24 protein-coding genes and 1 tRNA gene are annotated in these 25,215 nt (G+C 39.2%); 7 read left to right on the top strand and 18 right to left on the bottom strand.

Annotation, left to right across the window (positions count from 1 at the left end; all coding sequences use genetic code 11):
• The first annotated feature begins 31 nt into the window (after window positions 1-31).
• On the top strand, window positions 32-682 hold the full coding sequence (locus tag CRI9333_RS16450; protein ID WP_041226089.1) for an HAD-IA family hydrolase: 651 nt from the start codon (window positions 32-34) through the stop codon (window positions 680-682).
• A 130-nt stretch (window positions 683-812) separates the two neighbouring features.
• On the top strand, window positions 813-1,952 hold the full coding sequence (locus CRI9333_RS16445; RefSeq protein WP_015204298.1) for an AI-2E family transporter: 1,140 nt from the start codon (window positions 813-815) through the stop codon (window positions 1,950-1,952).
• Window positions 1,953-2,005: 53 nt separating this feature from the next.
• On the opposite strand, the gene CRI9333_RS16440 is transcribed toward CRI9333_RS16445, so the two are convergent.
• From CRI9333_RS16440 to CRI9333_RS16425, 4 genes are all read right to left on the bottom strand, one after another.
• Complete coding sequence (locus tag CRI9333_RS16440; protein WP_015204297.1) at window positions 2,006-2,218, bottom strand: hypothetical protein; 213 nt, start codon at window positions 2,216-2,218, stop codon at window positions 2,006-2,008.
• Between the two features lie 93 nt (window positions 2,219-2,311).
• Entirely contained in the window at window positions 2,312-4,939 is a 2,628-nt protein-coding gene (clpB, locus tag CRI9333_RS16435; RefSeq protein WP_015204296.1) for an ATP-dependent chaperone ClpB, read from the bottom strand.
• 149 nt (window positions 4,940-5,088) lie between these two features.
• Complete coding sequence (locus tag CRI9333_RS16430; RefSeq protein ID WP_015204295.1) at window positions 5,089-5,511, bottom strand: type II toxin-antitoxin system VapC family toxin; 423 nt, start codon at window positions 5,509-5,511, stop codon at window positions 5,089-5,091.
• On the bottom strand, window positions 5,508-5,753 hold the full coding sequence (locus CRI9333_RS16425) for a DUF2281 domain-containing protein (RefSeq protein WP_015204294.1): 246 nt from the start codon (window positions 5,751-5,753) through the stop codon (window positions 5,508-5,510). Before CRI9333_RS16425 ends, CRI9333_RS16430 begins: the two co-directional genes overlap by 4 nt.
• 66 nt (window positions 5,754-5,819) lie before the next feature.
• On the opposite strand from CRI9333_RS16425, the gene CRI9333_RS16420 reads away from it, so the two are divergent.
• Complete coding sequence (locus CRI9333_RS16420; protein ID WP_015204293.1) at window positions 5,820-6,242, top strand: hypothetical protein; 423 nt, start codon at window positions 5,820-5,822, stop codon at window positions 6,240-6,242.
• 217 nt (window positions 6,243-6,459) lie between these two features.
• Here CRI9333_RS16420 and CRI9333_RS16415 read toward each other — a convergent pair.
• From CRI9333_RS16415 to yqeK, 5 genes are all read right to left on the bottom strand, one after another.
• Window positions 6,460-6,536 (bottom strand) — tRNA-Met (locus CRI9333_RS16415).
• A 41-nt stretch (window positions 6,537-6,577) separates the two neighbouring features.
• Window positions 6,578-7,531 (bottom strand): asparaginase, encoded by a 954-nt coding sequence (locus CRI9333_RS16410; protein ID WP_015204292.1) that lies wholly within the window; start codon window positions 7,529-7,531, stop codon window positions 6,578-6,580.
• Between the two features lie 37 nt (window positions 7,532-7,568).
• Window positions 7,569-8,066, bottom strand: a complete 498-nt coding sequence (locus tag CRI9333_RS16405) for a CGLD27 family protein (RefSeq protein ID WP_015204291.1) — start codon at window positions 8,064-8,066, stop codon at window positions 7,569-7,571.
• Window positions 8,067-8,200: 134 nt separating this feature from the next.
• Window positions 8,201-8,611, bottom strand: a complete 411-nt coding sequence (gene rsfS / locus CRI9333_RS16400; protein WP_015204290.1) for a ribosome silencing factor — start codon at window positions 8,609-8,611, stop codon at window positions 8,201-8,203.
• A gap of 103 nt (window positions 8,612-8,714) precedes the next feature.
• Window positions 8,715-9,326, bottom strand: a complete 612-nt coding sequence (gene yqeK, locus CRI9333_RS16395) for a bis(5'-nucleosyl)-tetraphosphatase (symmetrical) YqeK (protein WP_015204289.1) — start codon at window positions 9,324-9,326, stop codon at window positions 8,715-8,717.
• 297 nt (window positions 9,327-9,623) lie between these two features.
• Here yqeK and CRI9333_RS16390 point away from each other — a divergent pair, with 297 nt between their 5' ends.
• The 3 genes from CRI9333_RS16390 (at window position 9,624) to CRI9333_RS16380 (ending at window position 12,276) form a co-directional block, all read left to right on the top strand.
• The gene (locus CRI9333_RS16390) at window positions 9,624-10,151 is read left to right on the top strand and encodes a hypothetical protein (RefSeq protein WP_015204288.1); all 528 of its coding nucleotides are present in this window, start codon (window positions 9,624-9,626) and stop codon (window positions 10,149-10,151) included.
• Window positions 10,152-10,204: 53 nt separating this feature from the next.
• On the top strand, window positions 10,205-11,095 hold the full coding sequence (locus tag CRI9333_RS16385) for a hypothetical protein (protein ID WP_015204287.1): 891 nt from the start codon (window positions 10,205-10,207) through the stop codon (window positions 11,093-11,095).
• 386 nt (window positions 11,096-11,481) lie between these two features.
• Window positions 11,482-12,276 (top strand): 7-carboxy-7-deazaguanine synthase QueE, encoded by a 795-nt coding sequence (locus CRI9333_RS16380; RefSeq protein ID WP_015204286.1) that lies wholly within the window; start codon window positions 11,482-11,484, stop codon window positions 12,274-12,276.
• Between the two features lie 152 nt (window positions 12,277-12,428).
• Here CRI9333_RS16380 and CRI9333_RS16375 read toward each other — a convergent pair whose 3' ends face one another.
• The 5 genes from CRI9333_RS16375 to CRI9333_RS16355 all read right to left on the bottom strand — a co-directional run bounded on the left by CRI9333_RS16375 (window position 12,429) and on the right by CRI9333_RS16355 (window position 18,129).
• Complete coding sequence (locus CRI9333_RS16375; protein ID WP_015204285.1) at window positions 12,429-13,649, bottom strand: RNA-guided endonuclease InsQ/TnpB family protein; 1,221 nt, start codon at window positions 13,647-13,649, stop codon at window positions 12,429-12,431.
• Between the two features lie 205 nt (window positions 13,650-13,854).
• Entirely contained in the window at window positions 13,855-14,499 is a 645-nt protein-coding gene (locus tag CRI9333_RS16370; protein WP_015204284.1) for a DUF3318 domain-containing protein, read from the bottom strand.
• A 310-nt stretch (window positions 14,500-14,809) separates the two neighbouring features.
• On the bottom strand, window positions 14,810-15,790 hold the full coding sequence (locus CRI9333_RS16365; RefSeq protein WP_015204283.1) for a glutathione S-transferase family protein: 981 nt from the start codon (window positions 15,788-15,790) through the stop codon (window positions 14,810-14,812).
• Window positions 15,791-16,077: 287 nt separating this feature from the next.
• A complete protein-coding gene (locus tag CRI9333_RS16360; RefSeq protein ID WP_015204282.1) occupies window positions 16,078-17,466 on the bottom strand; it encodes a cytochrome P450 in 1,389 nt (462 codons plus the stop codon).
• An 87-nt stretch (window positions 17,467-17,553) separates the two neighbouring features.
• Window positions 17,554-18,129, bottom strand: coding sequence for a Uma2 family endonuclease (locus CRI9333_RS16355; protein ID WP_015204281.1), 576 nt, complete (start codon window positions 18,127-18,129; stop codon window positions 17,554-17,556).
• Window positions 18,130-18,305: 176 nt separating this feature from the next.
• Between CRI9333_RS16355 and CRI9333_RS16350 the strand changes: the two genes are divergently transcribed.
• On the top strand, window positions 18,306-19,160 hold the full coding sequence (locus CRI9333_RS16350) for a hypothetical protein (protein WP_015204280.1): 855 nt from the start codon (window positions 18,306-18,308) through the stop codon (window positions 19,158-19,160).
• Between the two features lie 83 nt (window positions 19,161-19,243).
• On the opposite strand, the gene CRI9333_RS16345 is transcribed toward CRI9333_RS16350, so the two are convergent.
• The 4 genes from CRI9333_RS16345 to CRI9333_RS25060 form a co-directional block, all read right to left on the bottom strand.
• Window positions 19,244-19,861: a retropepsin-like domain-containing protein gene (locus tag CRI9333_RS16345; RefSeq protein ID WP_015204279.1), complete on the bottom strand. Its 618-nt coding sequence runs from the start codon at window positions 19,859-19,861 to the stop codon at window positions 19,244-19,246.
• A 226-nt stretch (window positions 19,862-20,087) separates the two neighbouring features.
• On the bottom strand, window positions 20,088-21,491 hold the full coding sequence (locus tag CRI9333_RS16340) for a ferredoxin:protochlorophyllide reductase (ATP-dependent) subunit N (protein ID WP_015204278.1): 1,404 nt from the start codon (window positions 21,489-21,491) through the stop codon (window positions 20,088-20,090).
• 189 nt (window positions 21,492-21,680) lie between these two features.
• Window positions 21,681-22,541 carry a ferredoxin:protochlorophyllide reductase (ATP-dependent) iron-sulfur ATP-binding protein gene (gene bchL / locus CRI9333_RS16335; protein ID WP_015204277.1) on the bottom strand — a complete coding sequence of 287 codons (861 nt, stop codon included), beginning with the start codon at window positions 22,539-22,541 and terminating at the stop codon, window positions 21,681-21,683.
• A gap of 534 nt (window positions 22,542-23,075) precedes the next feature.
• Window positions 23,076-25,121: an ATP-binding protein gene (locus CRI9333_RS25060; protein ID WP_015204276.1), complete on the bottom strand. Its 2,046-nt coding sequence runs from the start codon at window positions 25,119-25,121 to the stop codon at window positions 23,076-23,078.
• Between the last annotated feature and the right edge of the window lie 94 nt (window positions 25,122-25,215).

Below are 25,215 nucleotides of genomic sequence, written 5' to 3'. Positions count from 1 at the left end.
ATGTTTACAAAATTGACATCTATACACATCAATAACCGTGAAACTAATAATTTTTGATTTTGATGGTACTATTGCTGATACATTTGAGCCGTTGATTAATATTATTCAGCGTTTATCTCAAGAATTTGGATATAAATCAGTTAGTCCAGAAGATATTGATGTTTTTAGGAATTTAACCACTAGAGAAATTATTTATCAAGCAGGTGTTTCTATTTGGAAACTGCCATTTATTTTGAGAAGAATTAAAAAAGAATTACATAAAGACATTAAATTAGTTAAACCAATTGCAGGAATGAAAGAAGCATTGCTGGAGCTAAAATCTCAGGGCAACCAGTTAGGTATTATTACTTCAAACTCCCAAGACAATGTTCAATTATTTTTAGAAAATAATCAATTAGATCAAATTTTTAGTTTTATTTGTTCAGGCACTACAATTTTTGGGAAAAACAAAGTGATTAATAATGTGCTGACTCAACAAAATCTCCATTTATCAGATGTTATATATGTGGGAGATGAAACCAGAGATATAGAGGCTGCAAAAAAAAGTAATATTCAAGTAGTTGCAGTTAGCTGGGGGTTTAATTCTCAACAAATATTAAGTAATCAAAACCCAGATTATTTAATCGAGCATCCGCAGCAGCTTCTTGAAGTTGTTAATAATTTAAAGCAATTAATTTCCTAAAAGCTGGGACGTTGAAATTTTAAGTCATAATTAAAAATATATCCTTGAAAATTTAACTTGACGCTTATTCATTCCATAATTTATATAAAAGTTATCAGCACATTGATTAAGATATATCTGAATTAGAGCAATGAACCGATATTTTTCCCCTTTCCAGCAATTCCTGATCACATGGTCGCTAATTTTATTAACTGGATGGTTGACAGTTTTAACGTTAAGCTATGTTGGTGAACTGATTAGTATTTTACTGACGGCAGGGCTAATCGCTTTTTTACTCAACTATGCTGTTGTTATTTTAGAGCCATTTCTACCAAGAAGTATAGCAGCATTACTGGTCTATCTATTAGCTGGAGTAGTTGTAGTACTCATTGCTTTAACTGTAGTACCACCTGTGTTTAACCAAGCAGGACAATTATTAACTAATTTTCCATCTCTATTAGATTCAGCCAGACAACAATTATCTCTATTTCAAAGCTGGAGTGTAGAGCGTAACTTACCATTTGATGTACCAATACTGGCTTCTCAACTATTAGCTCGATTACAAACCCTAGCTTCAACACTTACTTCAACAGGTTTTGGCTTAGTTTTAGGTACATTTAATGGATTTTTGGACTTTATTTTAGTTTTGGTGATTTCTTTTTATATGTTGATTGATGCTGAAAGAGTTTGGCAGAATTTTACAGGTATTTTCTCTCCTCTAATTCAATCAAGTTTAACAGATACGCTTGCCAGAAATTTGCAAAGGTTTGTTACAGGGCAACTGTTGCTAGGTTTATTTATGTCAGTAGCATTAACACCAGCTTTCTTTTTTTTACAAGTTCCCTTCTTTTTATTATTTGCTGTTATTATAGGAATAATGGAAATTATTCCATTTATAGGAGCAACTTTAGGAATTGCTATAGTCACAGTTATAGTTGTTTTTATTAACTGGTGGTTAGCTTTAAAAGTTTTAGTAGTTGCGATCGCACTGCAACAAGTTAAAGATAATTTAGTAGCTCCCCGTATAATGGGTAATCTGACAGGTTTATCACCTGTAATAATATTTGTGTCATTACTACTAGGAGCAAAATTAGGTGGAATATTAGGCGTAATTTTAGCAATTCCACTTACAGGTGTATTTAAGAGTCTGGCGGAAATTGTTCTAGATCCGACACTACCACCTCAAACGGGGTCGTTTTTTCACAATCCTTTTCAAAAGACTTCCCTTAAGGCAATCAATACATCAACTAATTTAGTAATTACAGATTCCTCTGTAGAAAGTTCTAAATAATGTAGAGACGCGATATATCGCGTCTCTACTGTTGCTGTGTTAGTATATTTAATTTAATTGTCCACATTCTTACCTTTTAGCGATCGATAATATTGTAAAGCTTGAGTTTTAGATAGTCGTTCGTTATCTTCTGCTGACTCCATCAATTTGACTAAACCATAGTTTTCTAGAATTTCCTCAATTTGAGTAAATTCAGAAATGGAAATTTGTACAGCAATAGGTTGCTGATTTTCGTCAAAAACATAATATTTGTGAATTTCAAGCATTTTGGTTTTTTAGGCAAAGTGCAATCAAATTGTAAAGGCGCGCATTAATTATATGTGCGCCCAAAAGTAAAAGCTAACGGCAACAATGCTAAATTAACTTGATTGTGCAGTTAGTAACTCTGCGGGTAAACGCTTGAAAGCAAGACGCTCATTTTCCACATCTACATAGATGGTGTCACCGTCGTTAAAGTCACCTCGTAAGATACTCTTAGCAATTTGGGTTTCTAATTCTCGTTGAATCGCCCGCTTCAGTGGACGCGCACCATATACAGGGTCATATCCCACCTCTGCTAAGAAGTCTAAGGCAGATTCAGAAAGTTTTAAAGACATCTTGCGATCGCGCAATCTTTCCTGTAACCGCTTAATCTGTAACTGCACAATATACCGCAGTTCAGCTTTACTCAAACCGTGGAAGATAATAATTTCATCAATTCGGTTGAGAAATTCTGGACGGAAACTATTCCGCATCGCATCCATCACCCGACTCCGCATTTCTTCATAGCGGGTTTCATCACCAGCAATATCTAAGATAAATTGCGATCCAATATTACTGGTCATAATGATAATCGTATTCTTAAAGTCAACAGTACGACCTTGAGAATCTGTAACTCGACCATCATCAAGAATTTGCAACATTACGTTGAAAACATCGGGGTGTGCTTTTTCAATTTCATCAAATAAGATGACTGAATAAGGACGACGACGGATAGCTTCAGTTAGTTGACCGCCTTCTTCATAACCGACATACCCTGGAGGCGCACCAATTAATCTAGAAACGGCGTGTTTCTCCATATATTCGGACATATCTATCCGCACTAAAGCGTCTTCCGTATCGAACAGGTAAGCAGCAAGTGCTTTTCCCAGTTCTGTTTTACCTACCCCTGTAGGGCCAAGGAAGATAAAACTAGCAGTGGGACGATTAGGATCAGCTAACCCAGCACGGGATCTTTGAATCGCATCTGCAACCGCAGTCACCGCTTCATGTTGTCCAACTACCCGTTCGTGCAGTTCATCTTCTAAATGTAAGAGTTTTTCTATCTCAGATGCCACTAATTTGCTAATTGGAATCCCAGTCCATTTAGAGATAATTTCCGCAATATCCGATTCAGTAACTTCTTCTCGCAACAGAGATTTACCACTGGTTTGAGCTTCTGCGAGGTTTCTTTCAGCATCTTCTAATTTGCGGTGCAGTTCGGTCAATGTACCGTATTTGAGTTCTGCTGCTTTATTGAGATCGTAATCGCGTTCAGCTTGTTGGATCTCAATATTAACTTTGTCGATTTCTTCTTTTATCGACTGAATTTTGTTGATAACATCTTTTTCAGACTGCCATTGACCGTTTAACGTGCGCTGTTCTTCCTTGAAATCAGCGAGTTCTTTTTCTAATCTTTCTAACCGTTCTTTGGAAGCGGGATTACTTTCTTTTTGCAGCGATAAACGCTCCATTTCTAGCTGCAAAATCTTCCGGTCAATTTCGTCAAGTTCTTCAGGTTTGGAGGTAATCTCCATTTTTAACCTTGCAGCAGCTTCGTCTACCAAGTCAATTGCTTTATCTGGTAAGAAGCGATCGCTAATATATCTAGTAGATAAAGTTGCGGCTGCTACTAAGGAATTATCGGAAATCCTTACCCCGTGATGAACTTCGTAGCGTTCTTTTAAACCCCGCAAAATTGAAATCGTATCTTCGACGCTTGGCTGATCCACAAATACTTGTTGGAAGCGACGCTCTAAAGCTGCATCCTTCTCAATATATTTGCGGTATTCATCTAAAGTTGTTGCACCAATACAACGCAATTCACCCCGCGCTAACATCGGCTTTAACAAGTTGCTGGCATCCATTGCACCTTGAGTAGCGCCAGCACCGACAACGGTGTGAATTTCATCTATAAATAGGACGATTTTGCCTTGAGAATCGGTAATTTCCTTAAGTACAGCTTTTAAGCGTTCTTCAAATTCACCGCGAAACTTAGCACCAGCAATTAAAGCGCCCATATCTAAGGCAATTAACTTGCGATCGCGCAAAGATTGCGGTACATCTCCACTTATAATCCGTTGTGCGAGTCCTTCTGCGATCGCAGTTTTACCAACCCCTGGTTCTCCAATTAGCACAGGGTTATTCTTAGTGCGACGGGATAGAATTTGGATGGTGCGGCGAATCTCATCATCTCGCCCAATTACTGGATCAAGTTTACCTTCACGGGCATATTGTGTCAGGTCACGCCCGTATTTTTCCAGCGATTCGTATTTGCCTTCTGGATTTTGGTCAGTCACTTTTTGACTCCCGCGAATTTGGGTGATGATATTTTTGAGTTTCGCTTCATCAAGTTTAAATTCCTGGAATAAAGCTTTACCAAAGCGGTCATCTTTGGCATAAGCTAACATCAGATGTTCAATCGAGATGAAGTCATCTCCATACTCTTTACGATACGCTTCAGCCCGATCCAGGAGTGCATCAAGACTACGCCCTAAATAAACAGAACTGCCACTACCTGATACTTTAGGATTACGCTGAATAAATTGCTCCGCAAAATCTCGCACGCGCTGGATACTTACACCAGCTTTGGTAAATATGCTGCTGGCTAGTCCTTCTTGTTCTAGCAGCGCCTTCATCAGGTGTTCAGCTTCAATTTGTTGCTGACTCGCTTGCTTAACCACATCTGGGGTACGTGCGATCGCTTCCCAGGCTTTTTCGGTAAATTGATTAGGATTAGTTGGTTGCATACTTCCCTATAACCTCCCTAGTAATTTTTTATATAAATTTGTTCTACTAAGGTCATTGTAGAAAGGATAGTGCGATCGTACAGATCGGTGTTCACGTATGCGGAGCTAGGTATAGCCGAAGAAGGGAGGGGAGAGGAGGGAGAAAAAGTTCATAACTTATCAGACATAATCAGATCAATTACCTCATTCTTATTCTTGCGATAAATCCTAAAATCACTATCTAAAGTTAATACCTCACTGCCTTCTATTAACTCACTCATCCTTACCAAACACGCATCAGCCAAAGCCATTGGTACATTCTGATATCTTCTCATTAACTCGCGGATAGTTCCTATTTCATCATCTAGATGAAATGGTATTTTAATTACTCCAGCCTCCAGCATTGACATAACAGCATCCTGTCCGCCGTAAGTTCGCCGTAGTAAAAAACACGATTCAGCAATTACCGCCTCACAAGTAAATAAAGGTATTGCGAGACTTTTCCAAGTTTCTATCGCCCAACCATGAAAGTTATCACCTTGATCAATAAAAGCTACTAAAGGACTTGTATCTAAAATTACCTTTGACTTCACGATTTACCAAATCCCTCTAAATAATCTTTATTAGTCGAAAGGTCGCCTAATCCACTATCAACACATCCCGCCCACTGTTGGGCTGCTTCATAAGCAGAAATACGTCGGAGTTCTGACACATTCTTTTGTGCTGCTTTATATTGCAGAAACTGTATAAAATCAATTACTTCCTGCTGTTGAGCGGCAGATAAATTTTGAAATTCATTGAGCATGAGTTGTGAGTTATTAATTGCTTGAGTCATAAAAACACATTTTTTTATAGTAAAATTGTAATCTTTTCTAAGCCAATGATAATTGGGATTAAATAGGTGAGCGAATATATTGAGTTTGCCGTTACCGATGATAAGAGATTTGAAGATTTACAAAGAGTTTTTAACCAACTCAAAATGGATAAAGATGAAGATAATATAAGTGACGACGAGCAATATTTGTCTTTGTTTGACGAAGAGGCACGCAAGTATTTTGTATGGTCAACGCCTGAAGAAGATGCTCTCTGGACAGACCCGTCGCTAAATTGCGGCTGGGATTTTGGCTCAATGATTGATGCGTTCAAAAACGGCGAGTTCTCTTTGCTGTCATGCGAAAAAGTAAGCCTGAATACGGCGCGTCTTAATTTTTACGCCCATGCTTATCCATATGGCGGCACAGGTTGTATGCAGGCTCTTGTGGAATCGTTTGGCTTCAAAGTTCTGGTGATTGACGATGGAGGCAGTCCACCACATCCGCCGTAATGTATCAACGGCGGTCGAACAAGGCGCTGCACCAGACCGCCTACAACAGGTTTTGATATGTTAGCGTCAGAGATTTTCAACGTCATGGACTTTTCTTTTTGACTTCAAAAATCAATAGGGGTAGAGACGCGAAATTTCGCGTCTCTACATGATCCTGAATTCTCTTTTAATAAAACAAAAACCCTGCAATCTCTTGATTACAGGGTTTTAATTTATTTGGTAGCGGGAAGTGGATTTGAACCACTGACCTTCGGGTTATGAGCCCGACGAGCTACCAGGCTGCTCTATCCCGCGTCGTCTTCTATAGTATAACCATAACATTCCTGATTTGGCAACTATAAAAGCGAAAGTTCTCCAATTACTTCTAAACGCTTAAATCTTCCGAGGCTGATAAACGTCTCTGAAAGGCTTTCAGCAACGGTTGGACTAATCCAGCCCATCTGCTGAAGTAAGTGGATTGCTACAGCATACTTAGCGCGTTTGGCTCCGTCGATTACTTTAATCGCCAAACCCATGCCTTCGCCAACTCTACCAATACACTGAATTCCTTCGGCTCCAGCTTTACTTACCAATTCTCCCTCTGTTAATTCCATCAGGCGCGTATCAAATTCCCCTTCTCCTGCCACCAATGCAGGATGATGAGTCATGGCACGCACAATCCGCTCTAAGTCTAAATTTTCACCAGAAGATAAGTGAGCATAGAGGGAAGCTATTTGCCCCATCTGCATCAAATAAGTAGGAGCGCCACAGTCATCATGTACTGCGATAAATTCTTCTCCAGGCATCCGCAGCAATTCAGACACTTTACTTAAAATTAGCTTCTGAATTGGATGGTTGCGCTGTAAATAATTGCTAGTCGGCAAACTTCGTTGCTGACAGACAGCTAACATTCCCGCGTGTTTGCCGGAACAGTTATATTCTAGAGGGCTACGCTTACCTTCTGGAATTGGACACTGAAGTATAGATGGATCTATATCACAGCGCCACAAGATATTAAAAACTTGCCGTGTCTGTTCAATGTTTCCCTGGTGGGAACTACAAATAACCGCTAAGTCTCGGTCGGTAAGATTGTAGCGTTCTAGTGTTCCAGTGGTCGTGACTGCCAAGGCTTGAAAAGGTTTAAGTGCTGAACGGACAAAAAATGCCGTTTCTGCATTACCTGCTACTGACAGAACACGCCCTCTGTTATCACATACAACTGCTTGGACGCGATGAGTGGATTCAGCAATCCCTTCACGGAGCAATCCTACTTCCAGTTCTGGTGCTTGAGTTCTTTTTCCCCTAGTCATGGGTAAGATATATTACTTTTTTGATCTTTAACTTTTATCACAAAAAATTCCAGATTAAGCTACCACCTAAGAAACATAGCATCATCAAGCCAAATGTTTGCTTGAGGCGCAACATAATTGGTTCAATTTGGTAGTTGACAAGCAAGCGATCGCGTGTGCGAATTTCTGGCGTTTTAGTCCAGGTTTGCCCGTCGTACCAACCAGACTCTTCATAAAATATCGTCTCACTCTGCAAGCGAGCGCGTACATAAGACCAACCTAAGTACAACCGCAACAGAGTTAACCCCACAAATATACTAGCTATTGCTGCACCATAAAGTAGAAACTGACCTAAATGCTTTTGAGGCACAAAACTTGCAGCAGCTAATGGTGCAGCTATCAACCAACTCCATAACCATGTACAACCCAACTTGCTGAGATATGCTTGCATATCTAGAGTTACCCAGTTAAAAAACCAAGAGTCTTTCAATTGCTGATACTCATTAATGGGTTGTTGCTCTGTGGGAACTGGGCAAGCAGAAACAGAAGACTCCATTCAATTAACAATTAACAAGTTATCAATTATCAATTATAGAAGTAGCCGTCAGTCGTCAGCTATCAGCTTAAAACCTACTGTATTATTTCCAGCGCCAACGCGAAAGTTAGGAGTCATTGATAATTGTTAATTGATTAAGAGGCTAGTGGATATTTGATTGTTTCAGCATGACCCCAAAAAGCCTCTAAGTTATAAAACTCTCGCTCTTGAGACATTAATATATGAACAATCAGGTCGCCATAATCTAATAAAACCCAAGTACCTTCGGCTTGTCCTTCTATTTGACGAGGAACCCTTTGTAATTGAGTTTCAAGTTTTTCTTGAATTGATTGCGCGATCGCCCGTACTTGCGCCTTAGAAAAGCCTGTAACTATCACAAAGTAATCAGCCAGATATGACACTTCTGCAACGTCTAGCAAAAGGATATCACCACCTTTACGATCATCAGCAGCCTCTGCCGCTAACATCGCAGCTATCTTACTTTCGTCTTCTTTTGCGGCATTATTACTAACTAAGGTTGGGGATGATGGCAAATTTTCTGACATTAATATCAATATTCCTTACTCACAATTAATGATTTTTTCCTCACAAACCCATCAAATTTAAAGCAACATCAACTGATTTATCTTGTAGATGTTCAACTTTAATTTATACTCTAGTCAGGTGAGATGAGTTTTGTAGAGGCTGCTGTTTTTTTGTTGCCGTTTGGATTGCCCAGTTCCGAGTTTTAATCGTGCGTGGGTGAATTAAGCAACGAGTCTCAAGTAAATATTTTAGAGAATAGTCACAGGTTAGCCAAACAGCTTTGTAGAGATCTTGCCGACTGATCTGCCTTAAAGCTTCTAATTCGGGAGTGTTTCCTCTACCAGGCTCTAAAGTATCGGCTACGAATATTATACAACTTAGCAAACTCATACCAGGTCTGCCTAAAGTATGGTTTTGAATTGCCTGCAATACTTCTTGATCATTTACACCGAATTGATCTCTAGCAACGATCGCGCTGACATCAGCATGAAGCAAATGGGGGTTAGCTTGATCTACCTCATCTAGAAGTAATCCTTCTGCCTGTGCCATCTCTAATAGCTGTTTTGGCTTAAAGTATTTAGCCAGATCGTGCATTAGTCCAGCCATAGCAGCTTTTTCTGCATCTAGATGATAATGAGCAGCTAGATCTAGAGCCATTTGCTCTACACCAAGAATATGTTCGATCCGAGAAGCCGGAACATGATCAGCTAACCAGGCTAAAACCTGTTCACGCATCACAATCTTTTGCTTTTGCAAAGGTGGTAATTATAGAATATTCTTCCATATTAGCTTAATGACTCTGAGCGACAGCACTCCTTCAGTTGTTCATATCTGTTCAAAGCTTGCTCAAAAACATAATTATCTAAGGCATACTGCCTAGCTGGTTTACCGAGTATTTCAGCTTTTTGGGGAGATTTGCATAAATCTAGAACTGCTGCGGCAATTCAGCTAATATCAAACCTATTAGATAGAACAAATCTGGAAATTATAAGCCAAAATAGGGAGTATAAACCTAATTATCAGGAGATGGTGATGATTCTCCCTCGTTTTCATAAAATTCTGGCTCCTTTGTTGCTATCTATGCTGCTGCTGGTTACGTCTTGTGCAACACAGGCTCCCTCGCGTTGGGATCAGGCACAGAGGGAAAGTACCCAGAAAGCTCCCATTAGCCGTACTCAAGATCGATCTTCAGCAGGTAAGGCTGTAACAGGTGGTCAATTTAACAAATTCTTCCCCTCTGCTGGTGGTGGCTATCAGCGTGTGTATACCCAAGAAAAACAAGGCTTTGCTGAGGCAAAGTTAAAAAGGGGTGGTACTGATGTAGCTGTATTGTCTATTAATGATACTGCTAGTATTCCCAGCACCAAATCAAAGTTTAAGCAAAGCAGTCAGACAATTGCGGGTTATCCTGCGGTTACTCAGGGTCAGAATATTACATCTATTTTGGTAGGCGATCGCTATCAAGTCAAGGTGCAATCTCGTGATGCTAGTTTTACTAAAAGCGATCGCGAAGCTTGGTTGAAAAAATTTAACTTGGGTGGTCTTTCTCGACTGCGCTAATTAGTAACAAGTTCGCAATTTACAGTAACAAAATTTAGCATCAGGAGTTTGTTGTGGCTAAGTCTATTTTTGAGTTAGTTGATGAATTACCAACTAGCAACATGACTATTTATGCGTTGCGATCGCTCGATTTTGTTGTTCCTGGGCAGTGGGAAAATGTAGTTGGTTTTACTAACACTATTCGTCACGTTACTGGAGAAACAGACGAAGATTTTATTCAACAAATCGGCGAACGAGCCATCTATCTATATAACGATAAATCTCAGGGCTATCAACGCGCAATGTGGCTCTATCAAAGCGTTGATAGGGCAGATAGTGCTTTAGGTGCTGCTGCTTTGGCTAATAAAGTAGGTGATAAAATTCCTCTTTTGGGAGGTTTATTAACCAGAGTCACCCCCAAAGCTAATAAAGCTCAAGCTATTGATTTGTGCTTAAAGTTAGTAGTTGAATTGGTAGCCTTCTGCCAAATTAACGGTATCCCTGGAGATAGTATCGGAGATTTTGTCGCATCTTTAGGCGAATACAGTGGTGAATCTTTGATGCGGATGGCTGCACTGGTTTGTATAGATGGATTAATTCCTTTAGGACCCGATTTTATTCTACAAGCTCAATCTTTCCTTTCTCAAACAAGTCCTTCTGAGTTACAACAAAATAATACCTTCCAGCAGGTTAATAGTTTAATTCCAGGTGGAAATCCTGCGGGTCAACTAAATTTCATTGGTGAAAGCTTTGATTCAGTTAAAGGGTGGATGGGTAACTTTGTGAGCGATCGCGCATTAACCCCAGATAAAGTAGTTAGCAATATGCAACGCTTTGTAGAAATTTCTAATGATAAGTTGGATTATCTAGGCGCTTTTCTAGATATGACAACTAACTACTATGAACACACTGGCACTCAAACTTTAGCTCGTCGTTTAATTGAACGAGCCGTAGCTGAAATCTAGCTATAATAGTATTCAGTGAATGTATGCTACAAAAAAATTAATTTTTTGGGGCGGGTACAGAAATACCGCCCTAGCATCATATATCATTTTATTTTGATAAATTTGTATGAATTATTAAAAATAATAAGATTACTTTTTACTGGGTTCACCTAAGTATAACAACATTAAAAGACATTAAAACATAACCCCAATCCATCCCTATAAACAGGGAAAAAAATTTGGTAATTTTTTTAATTGTGTTGAAAAGCTTTGCATAAACAATAGAATTAAACAACAATAAATTATCTCATTTGTGAAAATCTAGTGTTTATCTGTGGTTAATTATCCAAAATTTTACTAAGGAACCACGAGGTCTAATAAAATGTTATAACCAGGCTTAGAATCCAATGACACCTCAAACTTCTGACAAACAGATTGCTCGACTGATTGAAATCTTTTCTGCTATTCAAGGCGAAGGTTTAAATATTGGCACTCGTCAAATTTTTATTCGCTTTGCATTATGTGATTTGCGCTGTAATTACTGCGATAGCGCTCATACTTGGGAGATACCAGCTACTTGTAAAATTGAGAAAACGCCTGGAGAGCGCGATTTTGAAACTTACTCAAATCCTGTATCAATAGAGACGTTGCTGGAATGGGTGGAGCGACAAAATCAACCAGGTCTACACGATAGCATTAGTTTAACTGGTGGCGAACCGCTACTGCACGCACGTTTTTTAAAAGCCTTTCTGCCGCAAGTACGTGCTTTAACTAATTTACCAATATATTTAGAAACTGGTGGTCATCGCCCAGAACAATTAAAAATGATTTTGCCATATCTGGATTCGGTAGGTATGGATATCAAGCTACCTAGTGTCAGTGGGGAAGAACATTGGCAAGCTCATAGAGAATTTCTGAAATGCTGCTACGATTCAGAAGTTGAAGTTTTTGCAAAGCTGATTATTTCTAATAATACTGAACAAGCAGAGTTAGAAAAAGCGGCTGAATTGATTGCGAGTTTTAGCCCAAGTATTCCGGTGTATTTGCAACCAGTTACACCTTTAGAAATTCCTAATGTAGATGAAACTGTGCTGCTGCCTCCATTGCCAGAGAAGGTTCTAAATTGGCAAGCTTTGATGAAGCGTTATCTTAAACAGGTTAGAGTTGTGCCGCAAACACATAAAATGATTGGTCAACTTTAAACAAAACTAATACAACAAGAAAGTTGCGGAAAATCAATCGAATTAAATATTAAACCCTACCCCTGGACGGGTAGGGGGAGAAGATGTTTTAAGGTGGAGCTATTTATTGACACTCTCCCGTCACAGCGCAAGCTTGACGGGATATTCTTACATCACAGATTCTTGTCTAGCCTGAGATTACTCCCAAGCCCCGACAGACCATCTCCGCAAGCATTTTGGAATACGGGCTGCCCGACCGCATTTAATCCTCTAGATCTAATGACTAAACTAGCTGCAAAATCTCTATTGCAGCTAAAACCGCATTCAGGACAGGTATGAGTCCTTTCACTTAATTGTTTCTTACCTGTATGAACTTCACAGTTGGGACATATCTGAGAAGTGTAGTTCTTGTTAACTTTGGCAAAATACACATCTCGTTTCCAACAAACATAAGATAATATCTCAAAGAATTGACCAAAACCTGCATCTAAATTATGCTTGCAAAGCATATTTCTAGACCACGCCCTCAAGTCAATATCTTCTACAAATATCATTCCATTGTCGTCACACAAGCGATGCGCTAATTTATAGTGAAAGTCCTTTCTCGTATCCGATACAGTTTGATGTATTTTAGCTATTTTTTGATTTAATTTATGGCGATTATTAGAACCTAGTTGCTTATTTTTCAGCCTTCTCTGTAGCAATTTCAGCTTACGGTGAAGTTTATTGAAAAATAATGGTCTTTTAATCAACTCATTATTTGAAGTAGCAACAAAATATTCAAGTCCGATATCTATCCCTAGCGGATTACCGTGAGGGAAAGGCGCAGGTATATCAACCTCTGACTCAAGGCTCATATTGATAAAGTAGCCAGAAGCTTTCCTGATTACTCTTGCCTGTTTAAGAATAAAACCTTGCGGAATTGGTCTTGATAGCCTCATCTTCACCAGTCCAATACCAGGGAGTTTTATATAATTATTGGTAATTGGATTAGTCTTGAACTGAGGAAAGACAAAAGACCGCATCCTGTATTTATTCTTGAATCTGGGGAAACCTTTGTTCAAAGATTTCATCTCAACAAATGCTCGATCTAATTGCCGTAACACCTGTTGAAGTACTTGGGCATTAACAGAGCTTAAATCAGGATTGTCCTTCCTAGCTAATGTCAAAGATGCTGACTGCAATTTGTAGCAAGGGTAAGGCGCGTCAGCAGGGATAATGTACTCTTTTTCCAACGAGCATCTATCCACGTTGTTTTTACGCGAATTAGACCAATCTTTACGTTCAGCCAAGGCAAAATTCCTAACTTTACGGCAAGCATTGAGGTAACGCTCTATCTCGAAAACTTGCCGTTTGTTTGGTTTTAACTTGAACTGATAATTACAAGTCAGCATACTTCGACCTTTGTTGCTCATCCCATGATAATCATATCTACAAGGATAAGTCAGCTGTGTAGATGATTCGCGCTTCGCTCAGTTTATATACTGGTCGCAATTCATCTCCCGTTAAATCGAAGCGATTGTAACGGGAGATGAATTGCTCCATCTAGATAGATGTAGTGGAAGCGTTCCACTTGTGGCTCACAAAACATAATTTTTGTTATTCAAAACCTTCCCGCGCTCCTTTGACTTTAGATTTGGCTTTAGAAGCACTACGTCGGAGAGCTTGCAGACGGGTTTCGTATTTGCTGCGTTGACGCTTATTAGGAGTGATTTCAATTAAGGTTTTCAAGGCACTGCCGAGACTTTTGTAGGCGTTGGGGAGTGTGTAACCAAAGCGGGTTGCTAGTGCGATCGCTTTTTCGTCGGCTTCTGCTACTTCTTTAAAGTTTCGCTCACCGTTGTTTTTCTGAAATAGGCGATAGCCTGAAACGCCACAAAGTACTAATGCCAGTAACAACAGCAAACCATCTTGTACCCAAAGTTCACCAACTGCACCACCTAAACCAATGGCAAGTGCTGCCATTTCCCAACCTTCTCTAGGGATGGTGTCATTTTGAATACGCGCGACTTCGTGCCAAAACAGCAGATTTCTTTGATCGAGGGCTAGTTGATCCCATTTCACCAGGTCAATTTGAATTTCTACCTGATCTTTACCAATTTCTTCACAGCGTACTAGAGGTGGATTTACCTCTGTAGTTCCCTCCACACTTACCCAGCTTTGTAACTCTGGCGGTAAAAGAGTTTTTAAACGCCGGAGTTCGCTCATCTCGGCTCTAGCAGAGGAGGTTACATATGATGTCATAGATCCGGCTCCAGGATTTAAACAAAAATAAACTTTTTACTTGCAAGTATTGTAAAACTTTACAGAGGCTATCACCCACAAATCAAAGCATTGCATATAGCAGATTTAAAAGCAGGAACAATTAGGCAGTAAGTATGCCGATGTAATTCAATAAAAAATCCCTCCCCTCCAACATGGTTACCTTGTTAAGTGGAGAGGGAGATTTTAGTGTAGGGGCGGGTTCACAATCATCTAGGTATCATACAAAAATCTCAATTAAACCCGCCCCTACTTAATTACCTGTGCAATCTGAGAAATTGTGTAAATTTAATTAGACTGCTGCAACAGCAACTTTCTGGGCGCGATTGTGTGGTGTGCCAAAATCAATTTCTGGTCCTTTGGGGACAATCCGAGTTGGATTGATTTTGTTATGACTCTTGTAGTAGTGGCGTTTAATGTGGTCAATGTTGCAAGTTTCTTTGACTCCTGGTACTTGGTAGAGTTCTTTAAAGTAGTTCCACAGATTGGGGTAATCCCAAATATGGCGTATGTTACATTTGAAGTGACCGTAGTAGACGACATCGAAGCGTAATAGTGTGGTAAATATACACCAGTCTGCTTCGGTAATGCGATCGCCACACAGGTAACGCTGCTTTCCTAAGACTTCATCCCAATGATCCAAGGCATTAAATAAGTCAGTTAAACCTTCTTCATAAGCTGTTTGAGTACTAGCAAATCCTGCGCGGTAAACACCATTATTAATTGGTTGATAAATTTCGTCGATAGTTTTGTCAATTACTTCTCGTAAATCTTCGGGATAGAAGTCTACATCTGATTTGGCAAATCCAAACTCTGTATCCAACATCCGAATAATTTCACGGGATTCATTATTAACAATCGTGTTTGTTTGTTTATCCCAAAGTACCGGAACTGTTACCCGTCCTTCGTAATTGGGATCTGCCTTGAGATAGATTTTCCACAGCGCACTAGCATTATTTACGGTATCAGGAATAGACCCTGGATCAGTTGATGAAAATTCCCAGCTATTATCATATATTTCTGGGTGAACAACTGACATACCAATAACATCTTCAAGTCCTTTCAACTTCCGCATAATGGCAGTGCGGTGCGCCCAAGGACAAGCCCAAGAAATATACAGATGGTAGCGTCCAGCTTCAGTTTTAAATCCACTAGAACCATCAGCAGTTATTTTGTTGCGGAAAGTTGTTACAGGTCGGATGAATTTACCTTGGGAATCTTCTTGCTCACGTTCAGATACCCATTTACCACCAATAAGAAGACCTAAGCCCATAATTACCTCGTTTGAGTTCTATGTCCTATTATGTCTAGCTATTAAATTTTTGGGTTAAGGTAGCGAGGTGCGCTTTTAATGTAGATTGCACTAAGTATCACAATGCTGCATCAAACATATCTGGATAAGCGTTAATTCGTTCAATTTCCAGAAAATCTTAATAATTTCTTCAACTTCAATACCAATCTTAGTAGCTTACTTGTTTGTAATCGCCTTGTTAGCGATCGCAAAATTTGCATGATTACAAAAATGAGATTTCACTACTAATTTTTTTTGTAGATTGTAGCTCAATCTTTTCTGCTATCACTAATATTTTTAGTTAATTTTTTATCAACATTTTCTAGTTTGTTTTTTACAACCATACGCAGATTACCTGGAGGAGCCATAGTTAAACCGCGACGTACAGGTTTAACTGGATGATTGCTAGTTAAAGCTAATTCAAAGCGCGACAAAATTGTAGCCAGCGCCAGTTTCATTTCTAACTGGGCTAATCCCATCCCAATACAACGACGATTACCGCCACCAAAAGGAAAATACTCGTAAGGAGAAAATTGTCGCTCTAAAAAACGCTCTGGACGAAAATGCTTCGATTCGGGATATAACTCTTCTCGGTGATGAGCCAAATAAACACAAGGTATTAGCGCTGTACCTGCTTCAAGTTGCTCCCCCATAATTTCTAAGGGAGATTTCAAAATACGGATAAACGTTGTAGCTGTAATTGGATAAATCCGCAGTGTTTCTTGACAGACAGCAGTGAGATAAGGAAACTTGGCTATCAAGTTGGGATCTAAATTATCGCCTAGACTTTGTAGTTCATAATGCAACTTTTCTTTAACTTCTGGATGATAATGGCTCCAATACAATGCCCATGTTAAAGCGGAAGCTGTGGTTTCATGTCCAGCAACTAATAGTGTCATTAACTCATCGTGCAACTCCTCGTCTGTCATTGGTTGACCATTTTGGTCTTGCGCTGAAATCAACAGAGTGAGAATATCGTTATTGGGATGATCAATTTGGCGACGTTCTCTAATTTCTGTATAGATAAGTTCATCAACTTGCTGACGCAAGCGTAAAAAACGCCCCCAAGGACTCCAAGCGCCCCAATCTTTTTGTAAAACGGGAAAAAATAAGACTGCCGAACCTAAAGGAGATCCAATAGTTTCTAAAAGTGCGGTCAGCATTTGCTGAAGTTGGTCATAACGTTCTCCTTGATGCAAACCAAATACAGCTTGTAAAATTACCCGCAGGGTAATTTCTTGCATATAGGTACGGACATTAAAAGATTTACCTATTTGCCATTCATTAGTTACTTGTTGGGTGAGGTCGCAAATAAGCTGACTATAAGCCCGCATCCGTTCGCTATAAAATGGGGGTGTTAATAACTTACGCTGACGCTGATGGCGATCGCCATCAAGTAATATTAAGGAATTATCCCCCAACAAAAAGTTTAAGGCTCCATTTCCTCGACCAGAATCAAATATTTCTGGAGGAGCATTAAAAACTTGTTGAATTGCTTGGGGATGGCTTAAGTAAACAGCAGCCGGAGAATTTTTGCCTCCTACTTTAAATGTGTCGCCATATTGTTTAGCGTACATTTCCAAGTATTCCAAAGGGTATGCAAACCATTGCAGCCGTCTGATCAAGCGTGGAGTGCTATGCCGATGAAGCAGTTTCATTGCTGGTTATGTTATGAAGAGCTATTTTTATTGTGTTTTTTTGATTAAAAGTGCTGACTACTGATAGCTGAATGCTTGCAAGATTCTTCAAAGAATATCTTTAAGATTCAATACAAATCCTAGTAATACATCTTCGCATGATAGCGTTGTGGGAGATTGTAATATCTCAACTTCTTGATTAGGACGATAAATTTCCACTTGTTGATTTTTGCGATCGAGCATCCATCCCAATCTAGCGCCGTTCTCAATATATTCGCTCATTTTTGCACGTACTTTTTCTATGGAATCACTAGGAGAACATAACTCCACTACAAAATCAGGACATAAGGGAGCAAATCTTGCTTGTTGTTCAGGAGTTAAAGCTTCCCATCTTTCTTTTTTTACCCAAGAAGCATCAGGTGAACGATCTGCACCATTAGGTAATTTAAAACCAGTTGAAGAGTCAAAGGCAACTCCAAGATTATTTTGAGAACTCCAATTTTCTAATTGAGCAGTTATTTTAATATTGCGTCTACCAGTTTCGCTACCTGTGGGTGGCATAATAATCAATTCTCCTGATGCTGTACGCTCAAATTGATAATCGCGGTTATTCTGACAAAGCTCAAAAAATTGCTCATCTGTCAGGGTTAAAGTATCTGGTAGGGTTAAGGTGAAGACTGTCATAATTTTATGTCAACAGCCGTAGCTTGTTTATTTATAGGGTATCGTTAATTTGCGTAAAATGTGCGATCGCACGCTTATTTATCAAACAATCTAACTAGCTAAATTTTTTGACAAAAAAACTTATAATCACTTGATAAAGTCATGCTAATATATCCCAAATTACTATTAATACCATTATGAGCTTAGAGCCTTCAATTTTTAAGCTAGTCAATCTAATGCAAGCCTTGTCCTCAAGCAATGCTGGGCTGAATTGCACTACACCTGGATGTAACCAACAAGTATCAAAACCAGGTTATAAACTTTGTTACAACTGCTGGAAAGTTAATAATACTCAACAATTTATACCTAAACCAAAACCTCAGCATCAAACAGCATCCTCTTCATCACTACTGTCTGCTACAACTATTGGTGAGAAACTTGGTATCCCTAAAAACAAAATTAACTCCATATTGGCAGAGTTAGGGTTGTTGAGTAAAGACCAGAATGGTTGGATAGCTACCAAACGGGGAATAGCATTCGGTGCAGTCCAGAAAATACACTCTCAAGAGAATACTCCCTATGTACTTTGGTCAGAGTCAATTTTAACAAATCAAGTATTTTTAACAACTCTTGAGAGTATCAGAGGGAACAATTCTGAGGTTAATAAAACAGAGGTAAGCACTAAGCAAGGTTTCCGCGAAAAGTTTCAGGGTAGCGCACAACACCGTACAACAGATGGACATTTAGTACGGTCAAAAGCAGAAGTTTTAATTGATAATTGGTTATATATGTCAGGGCTAGTCCATGCCTATGAGCGCAGACTACCAATTGAAGAAGAAGTTTACTGTGACTTTTATATTCCTTCTGGAAAAGTATATATTGAATATTGGGGATATAATAACGATCCGGATTATGTAGCTCGAAAAAAAATTAAACAGGATCTTTACCAAAAATACGAATTAAACTTAATCGAACTAGATGATGAACATATCAAAAATCTTGATGATTATATGCCACAAATGTTATTAAAGTTTGGAATTGTTGTTAATTAAATTAAATTTGTCTAGGTTTTTTTATGTGTAATTAGTATTGAAAGGGTTGGGCTTTGTCCCTACACCCAATCTAATTAATTCTACTATTCACGCCATCTAAAAATAATTTGCTCCTCAGCTTGTCTAAACTCAATATCAAACTTATCAAATACAACCTCTCTTCCCAAGAGTAATTGTTCTCCACCTGTATGATTTTGTAACCATGCCGTAGGAGCAATCAAAGTATGTTCATTAATTGTCATTTCCACATTGCGTAAAACATACTCAACTCTACCGCCTATCGTTTCTGCTAATAAAGTTGATTCCCCATCGGCTAAAGCATAGCCTAAATCTTGACCTACTTTGAATGAAATCAAACTTAGTTCAGCGCCAGAGTCTACTAACATAGTGGTAGATATTTCTAGCTCTCGATGTTTAAGTTTCACATGATAATTTGGTTGCCAATCATGACGAGCAACTGTACCAAAGCGAATTGGTAAAATTTGGATAGAAGCAGTACGGCGGGGAACTAAGTATATTGCAAAATATTCTCCTGAAGCTTCTGCTAACTGCAAAACTTCCTGTAAATTTTCACTATGAGCAATTAACCGATGTGCGTTATAAGCGATATATTGATTTTTATATAAATCTAATAACATCTGGCGGTTATGGTTTAGCCACTTGAGCATTTCCTCACTTTGGCTTTTAGAAGGTGTTACCATATATTTTGTGTATTCTTTAAAATAATATACGTTGCAATTTCAGGATAGCTTATAAAAAACCCTCATTTTGAAGGTTTTTTCATATCCAAACGCCTAATATTTCTCATTAAAATTAATATTTTCTTAATCATCATTAATGCAAAGAGCGATCGCACTGGATCGCCCTTACATCTATAATTTAATTCTTACTCCCCTCTCCCTACAAGGAAAGGGGTAGAGGGTGACGTTAAACCTTCGCTTCTTCCTTCACCAACTTATCCCAACCTAAATCTTTTAGGTTGTTATTCCGACGCAACGGACGAGTTACTAACTCTAAAATGTCACGAGTATTAGTAAAACCGTGAATCTGAGCAAAAGTAAACTCAACAGACCACTTAGTATTAATCCCACGCGCTTCTAAGGGGTTAGCATGAGCCATACCAGTGATTACCAAATCAGGATGCAATTCGTGAATGCGCTGAATTTGGTTGTAGTTGTCTGGTTTTTCAACAATTCTTGGTGTTGGTACACCCATTTCATGGCAAGTTTTCTCAAGCAATGCTAATTCGGCAGCTTGATAACGCTTATCCATGTAAGGAATACCGATTTCTGGGCAAGTCATACCGCAACGAATTAAGAAACGCGCTAAGGATATTTCTAGTAAGTTGTCACCCATCAAGAAGACAGACTTACCGCGAAGTAGCTTAACGTAATCTTCTACGCTAGCCCAAATTTGTGCTTCCCGTTCATCTAAACCTTTGGGTTCAATATTGAACACTGAGCAGATTTTCTCAATCCAAGCGCGAGTTCCATCAGGTCCAATGGGGAATGGTGCGCCGATTAGTTTGCACTTGCGGCGACGCATTAAGGTTGTAGCTGTGCGGCTGAGGAAGGGATTCACGCCAGAAACATAGTAGCCTTCTTCTAAAACAGGCAATTCTGTATAACGCTTGGAGGGCAACCAACCAGAAACTTTAATGCCTTGTTTTTTGAGTTCCAGGGTTAGGTTAGTAACAACTGGATCTGGTAAAGAACCAAATAAAACTAGCGGGGGATGCTTGACATATTCTGATTCTTCGGTGGCAATATCTTCTTTCTTTTTGCCGAAGTTGAGTAAGGATGCGATCGCATTTTTTTCTTTCTTCTCACCTTCTACCATAGGAGCCTTCTCAGGACAACGGGCAGCCATCGCCGCTAATACCGTATCTTCCCCTTGGGTAAAAGCATAATCCAAACCGTTAGCACGAGCGGTAACAATGGGAATACCGATTTCCGATTCTAGTCTAGGTGCTAAACCTTCCAAATCCATCTTGATGATTTCGGTCGTGCAAGTGCCAATCCAGACAATTACACTAGGATTGCGATCGCGTTTAATCTGCAAACATAACCGCTTCAATTCTTCATAATCATTCAACTGTGCCGAAATATCGCCTTCTTCTAACTCCGCCATCGCATAACGGGGTTCAGCGAAAATCATTACGCCCATTGCGTTTTGCAAGAAGTAGCCACAAGTCTTAGTACCAATTACCAAGAAGAAACTATCTTCAATCTTCTGGTAGAGCCATGCTACGCAGCTAATCGGGCAAAATGTATGATAATTTCCGGTTTCACATTCAAAATTTAAACCTTGTGGTTCTGCTGCAACCGTCATGTAAAATTTCTCCTCTTAAATTTTGGATTATGTAATTAACTTCTTGCAGAAGTAAGGGTTGATTTTTTTAACGCAAAGGTACGCAAAGGTATCCACTTAGGCAAGAAGTTTATTTTTTCTTAAGTCCGCGCAGGCGGACTTTGTTCGTCTAGCCCCACCCTTGAGGGTGCGGGCGACGGGGTGTGAATATTAAACCATCATCAAATCTAAGTGTTCTTCCTCAGATTTATGTTGAGTAGGATTGAGGTAGAAGTCAGACAGCAAGGAGAACAACTCTCTGTCAGGTGAGTCATTGGGAACCACACCTTCAGGTTTAGCAAGAATTTGGTCTGCAATATTCAGGTAGTAGTCGCAGACGTAGTTAAGTGCGGGTTCAGTCTCTGCCATTTCAAACAATGTCTTACCTTTAACGCGAGATACGCGAATATCTTCAATCAGAGGCAATACTTCCAATACTGGCATTGGGACTGTATCAATATACTTGTCAATTAAATCCCGTTTAGAAGTACGGTTGCCAATTAAACCTGCTAGGCGTAATGGGTGGGTACGCGCTTTTTCGCGCACAGATGCAGCAATCCGGTTAGCTGCAAATAAAGCATCAAAACCGTTGTCTGTGACAATTAAGCAGTAATCAGCATAGTTGAGAGGCGCGGCAAAGCCACCACACACTACGTCACCCAGTACGTCAAACAGAATAATGTCGTATTCGTCAAAGGCATTAAGTTCTTTCAGCAGCTTGACGGTTTCGCCAACTACATAACCGCCACAACCTGCACCAGCCGGAGGGCCACCAGCTTCTACGCAGTCAACACCGCCATAACCTTTATATATTACGTCTTCAGGCCAAACGTCTTCGTAGTGATAGTCCTTTTCTTGAAGGGTATCAATAATTGTAGGGATGAGGAAGCCTGTCAGGGTAAATGTGCTGTCGTGTTTTGGGTCACAACCAATTTGCAGCACTTTCTTACCACGACGTGCCAAGGCTACAGAGATATTACAGCTAGTTGTAGATTTACCAATACCGCCTTTTCCATAAACTGCTAATTTCACTCGAATTACCTCCTATAGGTTTTTTTTAATCAGGTCGCTTTAATGTTGCTTTGTCTATCAGGTCGCTGAACTGAATTATTGTCCAATTTAAGAACAAAAGAAAGCGCTTTCATAAGTGTATACGAGTTTAAAAGATAAAATTACTAATCATTCGCAGCAATAATCAATGAAAGGTCTCTTTTATACTTTTATTAAGCTTTTTATAAATATTTGTATACCTTTTATATTAAATTCGGTACAATATAAAAATATACACTGAGAGAAGTTATTCTAGTCATATTTACCCTGAAACCGGATATGGATTTTTAGAGGTAAGACTAAGTAAAACTCTGTAAAGCTCTAGATTAATGAGCAGGTATTGATAGGCAGATGCTTTAGCTAGAGACGATAGTGTGATTTATTTTCAGGCTAGTTAGAAATCCAGTAATCGTGCAAAATGCCGAGAATTAGAGAGAAAAATTATCTCTGGCTGATATTTAATTTTTACCTATTTATCTAGATAAACAGGGGATTATGGGGTTTTGTAAAAAATAGTTAATTTATTATTCTTCCGGTAAGTTTCCCAACAACTACAGCTAACTCAACTGCGTCAATTGGCTTGGGAACGTGGATCTGAAAGCCTGCTAATAAAGCTTGTGTGCGATCGCTTGCACTAGCATAACCTGTGAGTGCGATCGCTGGAATGTTCCCACCTTCTTCTGTAGTCATTGCCCTAATTTTGCGAATCAGTGCGTAACCATCCTCTCCAGGCATTCCGATATCGCTGATTAAAACATTAGGCTTCCAATGTTGTAGTGTTTCGAGTGCTTGACTTACCGTTTCTACTGCTGTTGCCTCAGCGCCATACTCGTGCAGCATTGTAATTATAAATTCGCGTGTATCAGCTTGATCATCTACTACTAGCACACGCAAACCAGCAAGCGATCGCGCAGAAGGCTGAATTGGAACTACAGAGTGAGGCGTAGTAGTACCTTCTGCTTCAAGACTAGCTACTGCTGATTCGGGATTTACCGCTATTAAGGGCAAATTTACCATGAAAGTTGCTCCTAATCCCTCCCCTGCACTTTCTGCTTTAACGGTTCCACCTTGGAGTTCTACTAAATGTCGCACTATCGCCAACCCAAGTCCTAATCCACCATGCGCCCTAGTGCTAGAACTATCTGCTTGACTAAAACGATCAAATACATGAGGTAAAAAATCAGGCTTGATTCCTATACCCATATCGCTGATCCGAATCTGAGCATAATTACTTGGCAATTCTGTATCTGTAGTCAATAGCAGCCTAACTTCAACACGACTAGATTGAGGTGTAAACTTAACTGCATTAGAAAGCAAATTCCACACAACTTGTTGTAAACGGTTGGCATCACCCAATATTGATGGTACAGCCGCGTCAAAAAAACATTCAATTTGAATATTTTTAGCATCTGCCGCAGGGCGTATAGTTTCTATTGCCGCCTCAATTATCGGAATCAGTTTTACCGAACGAACATTTAAGCGTAACTTACCCCTAATAATCCGTGAAACATCTAAAACATCTTCGATCAGTTGTGCCAAAGATCTAGTATTTCGCTCAATTGTTTCAATAGCACGACTAACAGTTTGCTCATCTAATTTTCGGCTACGCAACAAACTTGTCCACCCAATCATGGCATTTAAGGGAGTACGAAGTTCGTGAGAAAGTGTCGCTAGAAACTCATCCTTCATGCGGTTAGCTGTTTCAGCCTCATTGCGTGCTGCTTGCTCACGAATAAGTAGTTGTTCGCGTTCTTTTTCTGCTTGTTTACGTTTAGTAATATCTCCTAAGTAAATTCTGATTAAATTACTTTCAGCAATATAATGGACAGATTGTTCAAATATCGCATTTTCAACTTCCACTTCTCGGACAAAAAAATCATTGTTTTCATTTTTAACTACTGAGAGGAGTCCGATTAATATTGGATGATTAAGCTGTAATTCCTGAACATCGGGGAATTTCAAAAGTGTAGCAGGATTATAATAGGTGATTTTGCCCTTTAAATCCATTTCGATAATCGGAGTAGGTAAAAGCTCAGGGAAAGAAGCTAGTCTCATTAAGGCTGCTTCCCTAGAAGGATCAACAGAAACATCATCTGTAACTAACGTTTCAAATGTCTCGTTAGCGAAAGATTGATACTTAATTGCTTTTTCGATTTCACAATACTCCAAAATATCTTCATCCGATAAATCAGCTTCGATTTCAAAATAACTAGCTTGGGCATTGCCTCCAAACAAAATCAAATCTTTATGTTGTAAAGCTTTTGACCAACACTGTTTGCCATTAATAATTAGACCATTGGTGCTATGATCTCCTTGTAAATTGCCATCAATGATTTGGAATAAATAAGTATCATTTTCTGTGTCAGTAACACGCAGTAGTGTTGCATGATGGCGAGAAACAAGCCGAGAATTAAGAACGATAGAATTTAAGGAACTGCGCCCCAGTGAATAAATATTTTTATCAAGATTAATTATACGTTTTCCTTTTGAGTCTTCAACCATCAAAACAGGGCGTGTTTGTTGTTGATTACCAGTTTTATTTAACTGATTAGCAATAGACATATAGTTTAATTACGCTAATTTTAGTAATGATTCGATATGGTGATAGCTTTTTGATTATTGCCCCTGAATCAATAATTAATGTTTGAATTTTACA

The sequence above is a fragment of the Crinalium epipsammum PCC 9333 genome (assembly GCF_000317495.1).
Lineage (GTDB): Bacteria > Cyanobacteriota > Cyanobacteriia > Cyanobacteriales > PCC-9333 > Crinalium > Crinalium epipsammum.
Note: the sequence above shows the minus strand (reverse complement) of the source record. Positions and strands in the feature narration are given on the sequence as shown.

Coding starts and splice junctions, on each gene's coding strand:
- CRI9333_RS16355 (WP_015204281.1), bottom strand. CDS start 18,129: ATGACAGTCTTCACCTTAACCCTACCAGATACTTTAACCCTGACAGAT.
- CRI9333_RS16445 (WP_015204298.1), top strand. CDS start 813: ATGAACCGATATTTTTCCCCTTTCCAGCAATTCCTGATCACATGGTCG.
- CRI9333_RS16390 (WP_015204288.1), top strand. CDS start 9,624: ATGATTCTCCCTCGTTTTCATAAAATTCTGGCTCCTTTGTTGCTATCT.
- CRI9333_RS16340 (WP_015204278.1), bottom strand. CDS start 21,491: ATGACGGTTGCAGCAGAACCACAAGGTTTAAATTTTGAATGTGAAACC.
- CRI9333_RS16410 (WP_015204292.1), bottom strand. CDS start 7,531: ATGACTAGGGGAAAAAGAACTCAAGCACCAGAACTGGAAGTAGGATTG.
- CRI9333_RS16425 (WP_015204294.1), bottom strand. CDS start 5,753: ATGACTCAAGCAATTAATAACTCACAACTCATGCTCAATGAATTTCAA.
- CRI9333_RS16350 (WP_015204280.1), top strand. CDS start 18,306: ATGAGCTTAGAGCCTTCAATTTTTAAGCTAGTCAATCTAATGCAAGCC.
- CRI9333_RS16370 (WP_015204284.1), bottom strand. CDS start 14,499: ATGACATCATATGTAACCTCCTCTGCTAGAGCCGAGATGAGCGAACTC.
- CRI9333_RS16440 (WP_015204297.1), bottom strand. CDS start 2,218: ATGCTTGAAATTCACAAATATTATGTTTTTGACGAAAATCAGCAACCT.
- CRI9333_RS16405 (WP_015204291.1), bottom strand. CDS start 8,066: ATGGAGTCTTCTGTTTCTGCTTGCCCAGTTCCCACAGAGCAACAACCC.
- CRI9333_RS16365 (WP_015204283.1), bottom strand. CDS start 15,790: ATGGGCTTAGGTCTTCTTATTGGTGGTAAATGGGTATCTGAACGTGAG.
- CRI9333_RS16375 (WP_015204285.1), bottom strand. CDS start 13,649: ATGCTGACTTGTAATTATCAGTTCAAGTTAAAACCAAACAAACGGCAA.
- rsfS (WP_015204290.1), bottom strand. CDS start 8,611: ATGTCAGAAAATTTGCCATCATCCCCAACCTTAGTTAGTAATAATGCC.
- CRI9333_RS16360 (WP_015204282.1), bottom strand. CDS start 17,466: ATGAAACTGCTTCATCGGCATAGCACTCCACGCTTGATCAGACGGCTG.
- clpB (WP_015204296.1), bottom strand. CDS start 4,939: ATGCAACCAACTAATCCTAATCAATTTACCGAAAAAGCCTGGGAAGCG.
- CRI9333_RS16380 (WP_015204286.1), top strand. CDS start 11,482: ATGACACCTCAAACTTCTGACAAACAGATTGCTCGACTGATTGAAATC.
- yqeK (WP_015204289.1), bottom strand. CDS start 9,326: ATGCGTGAACAGGTTTTAGCCTGGTTAGCTGATCATGTTCCGGCTTCT.
- CRI9333_RS25060 (WP_015204276.1), bottom strand. CDS start 25,121: ATGTCTATTGCTAATCAGTTAAATAAAACTGGTAATCAACAACAAACA.
- CRI9333_RS16345 (WP_015204279.1), bottom strand. CDS start 19,861: ATGGTAACACCTTCTAAAAGCCAAAGTGAGGAAATGCTCAAGTGGCTA.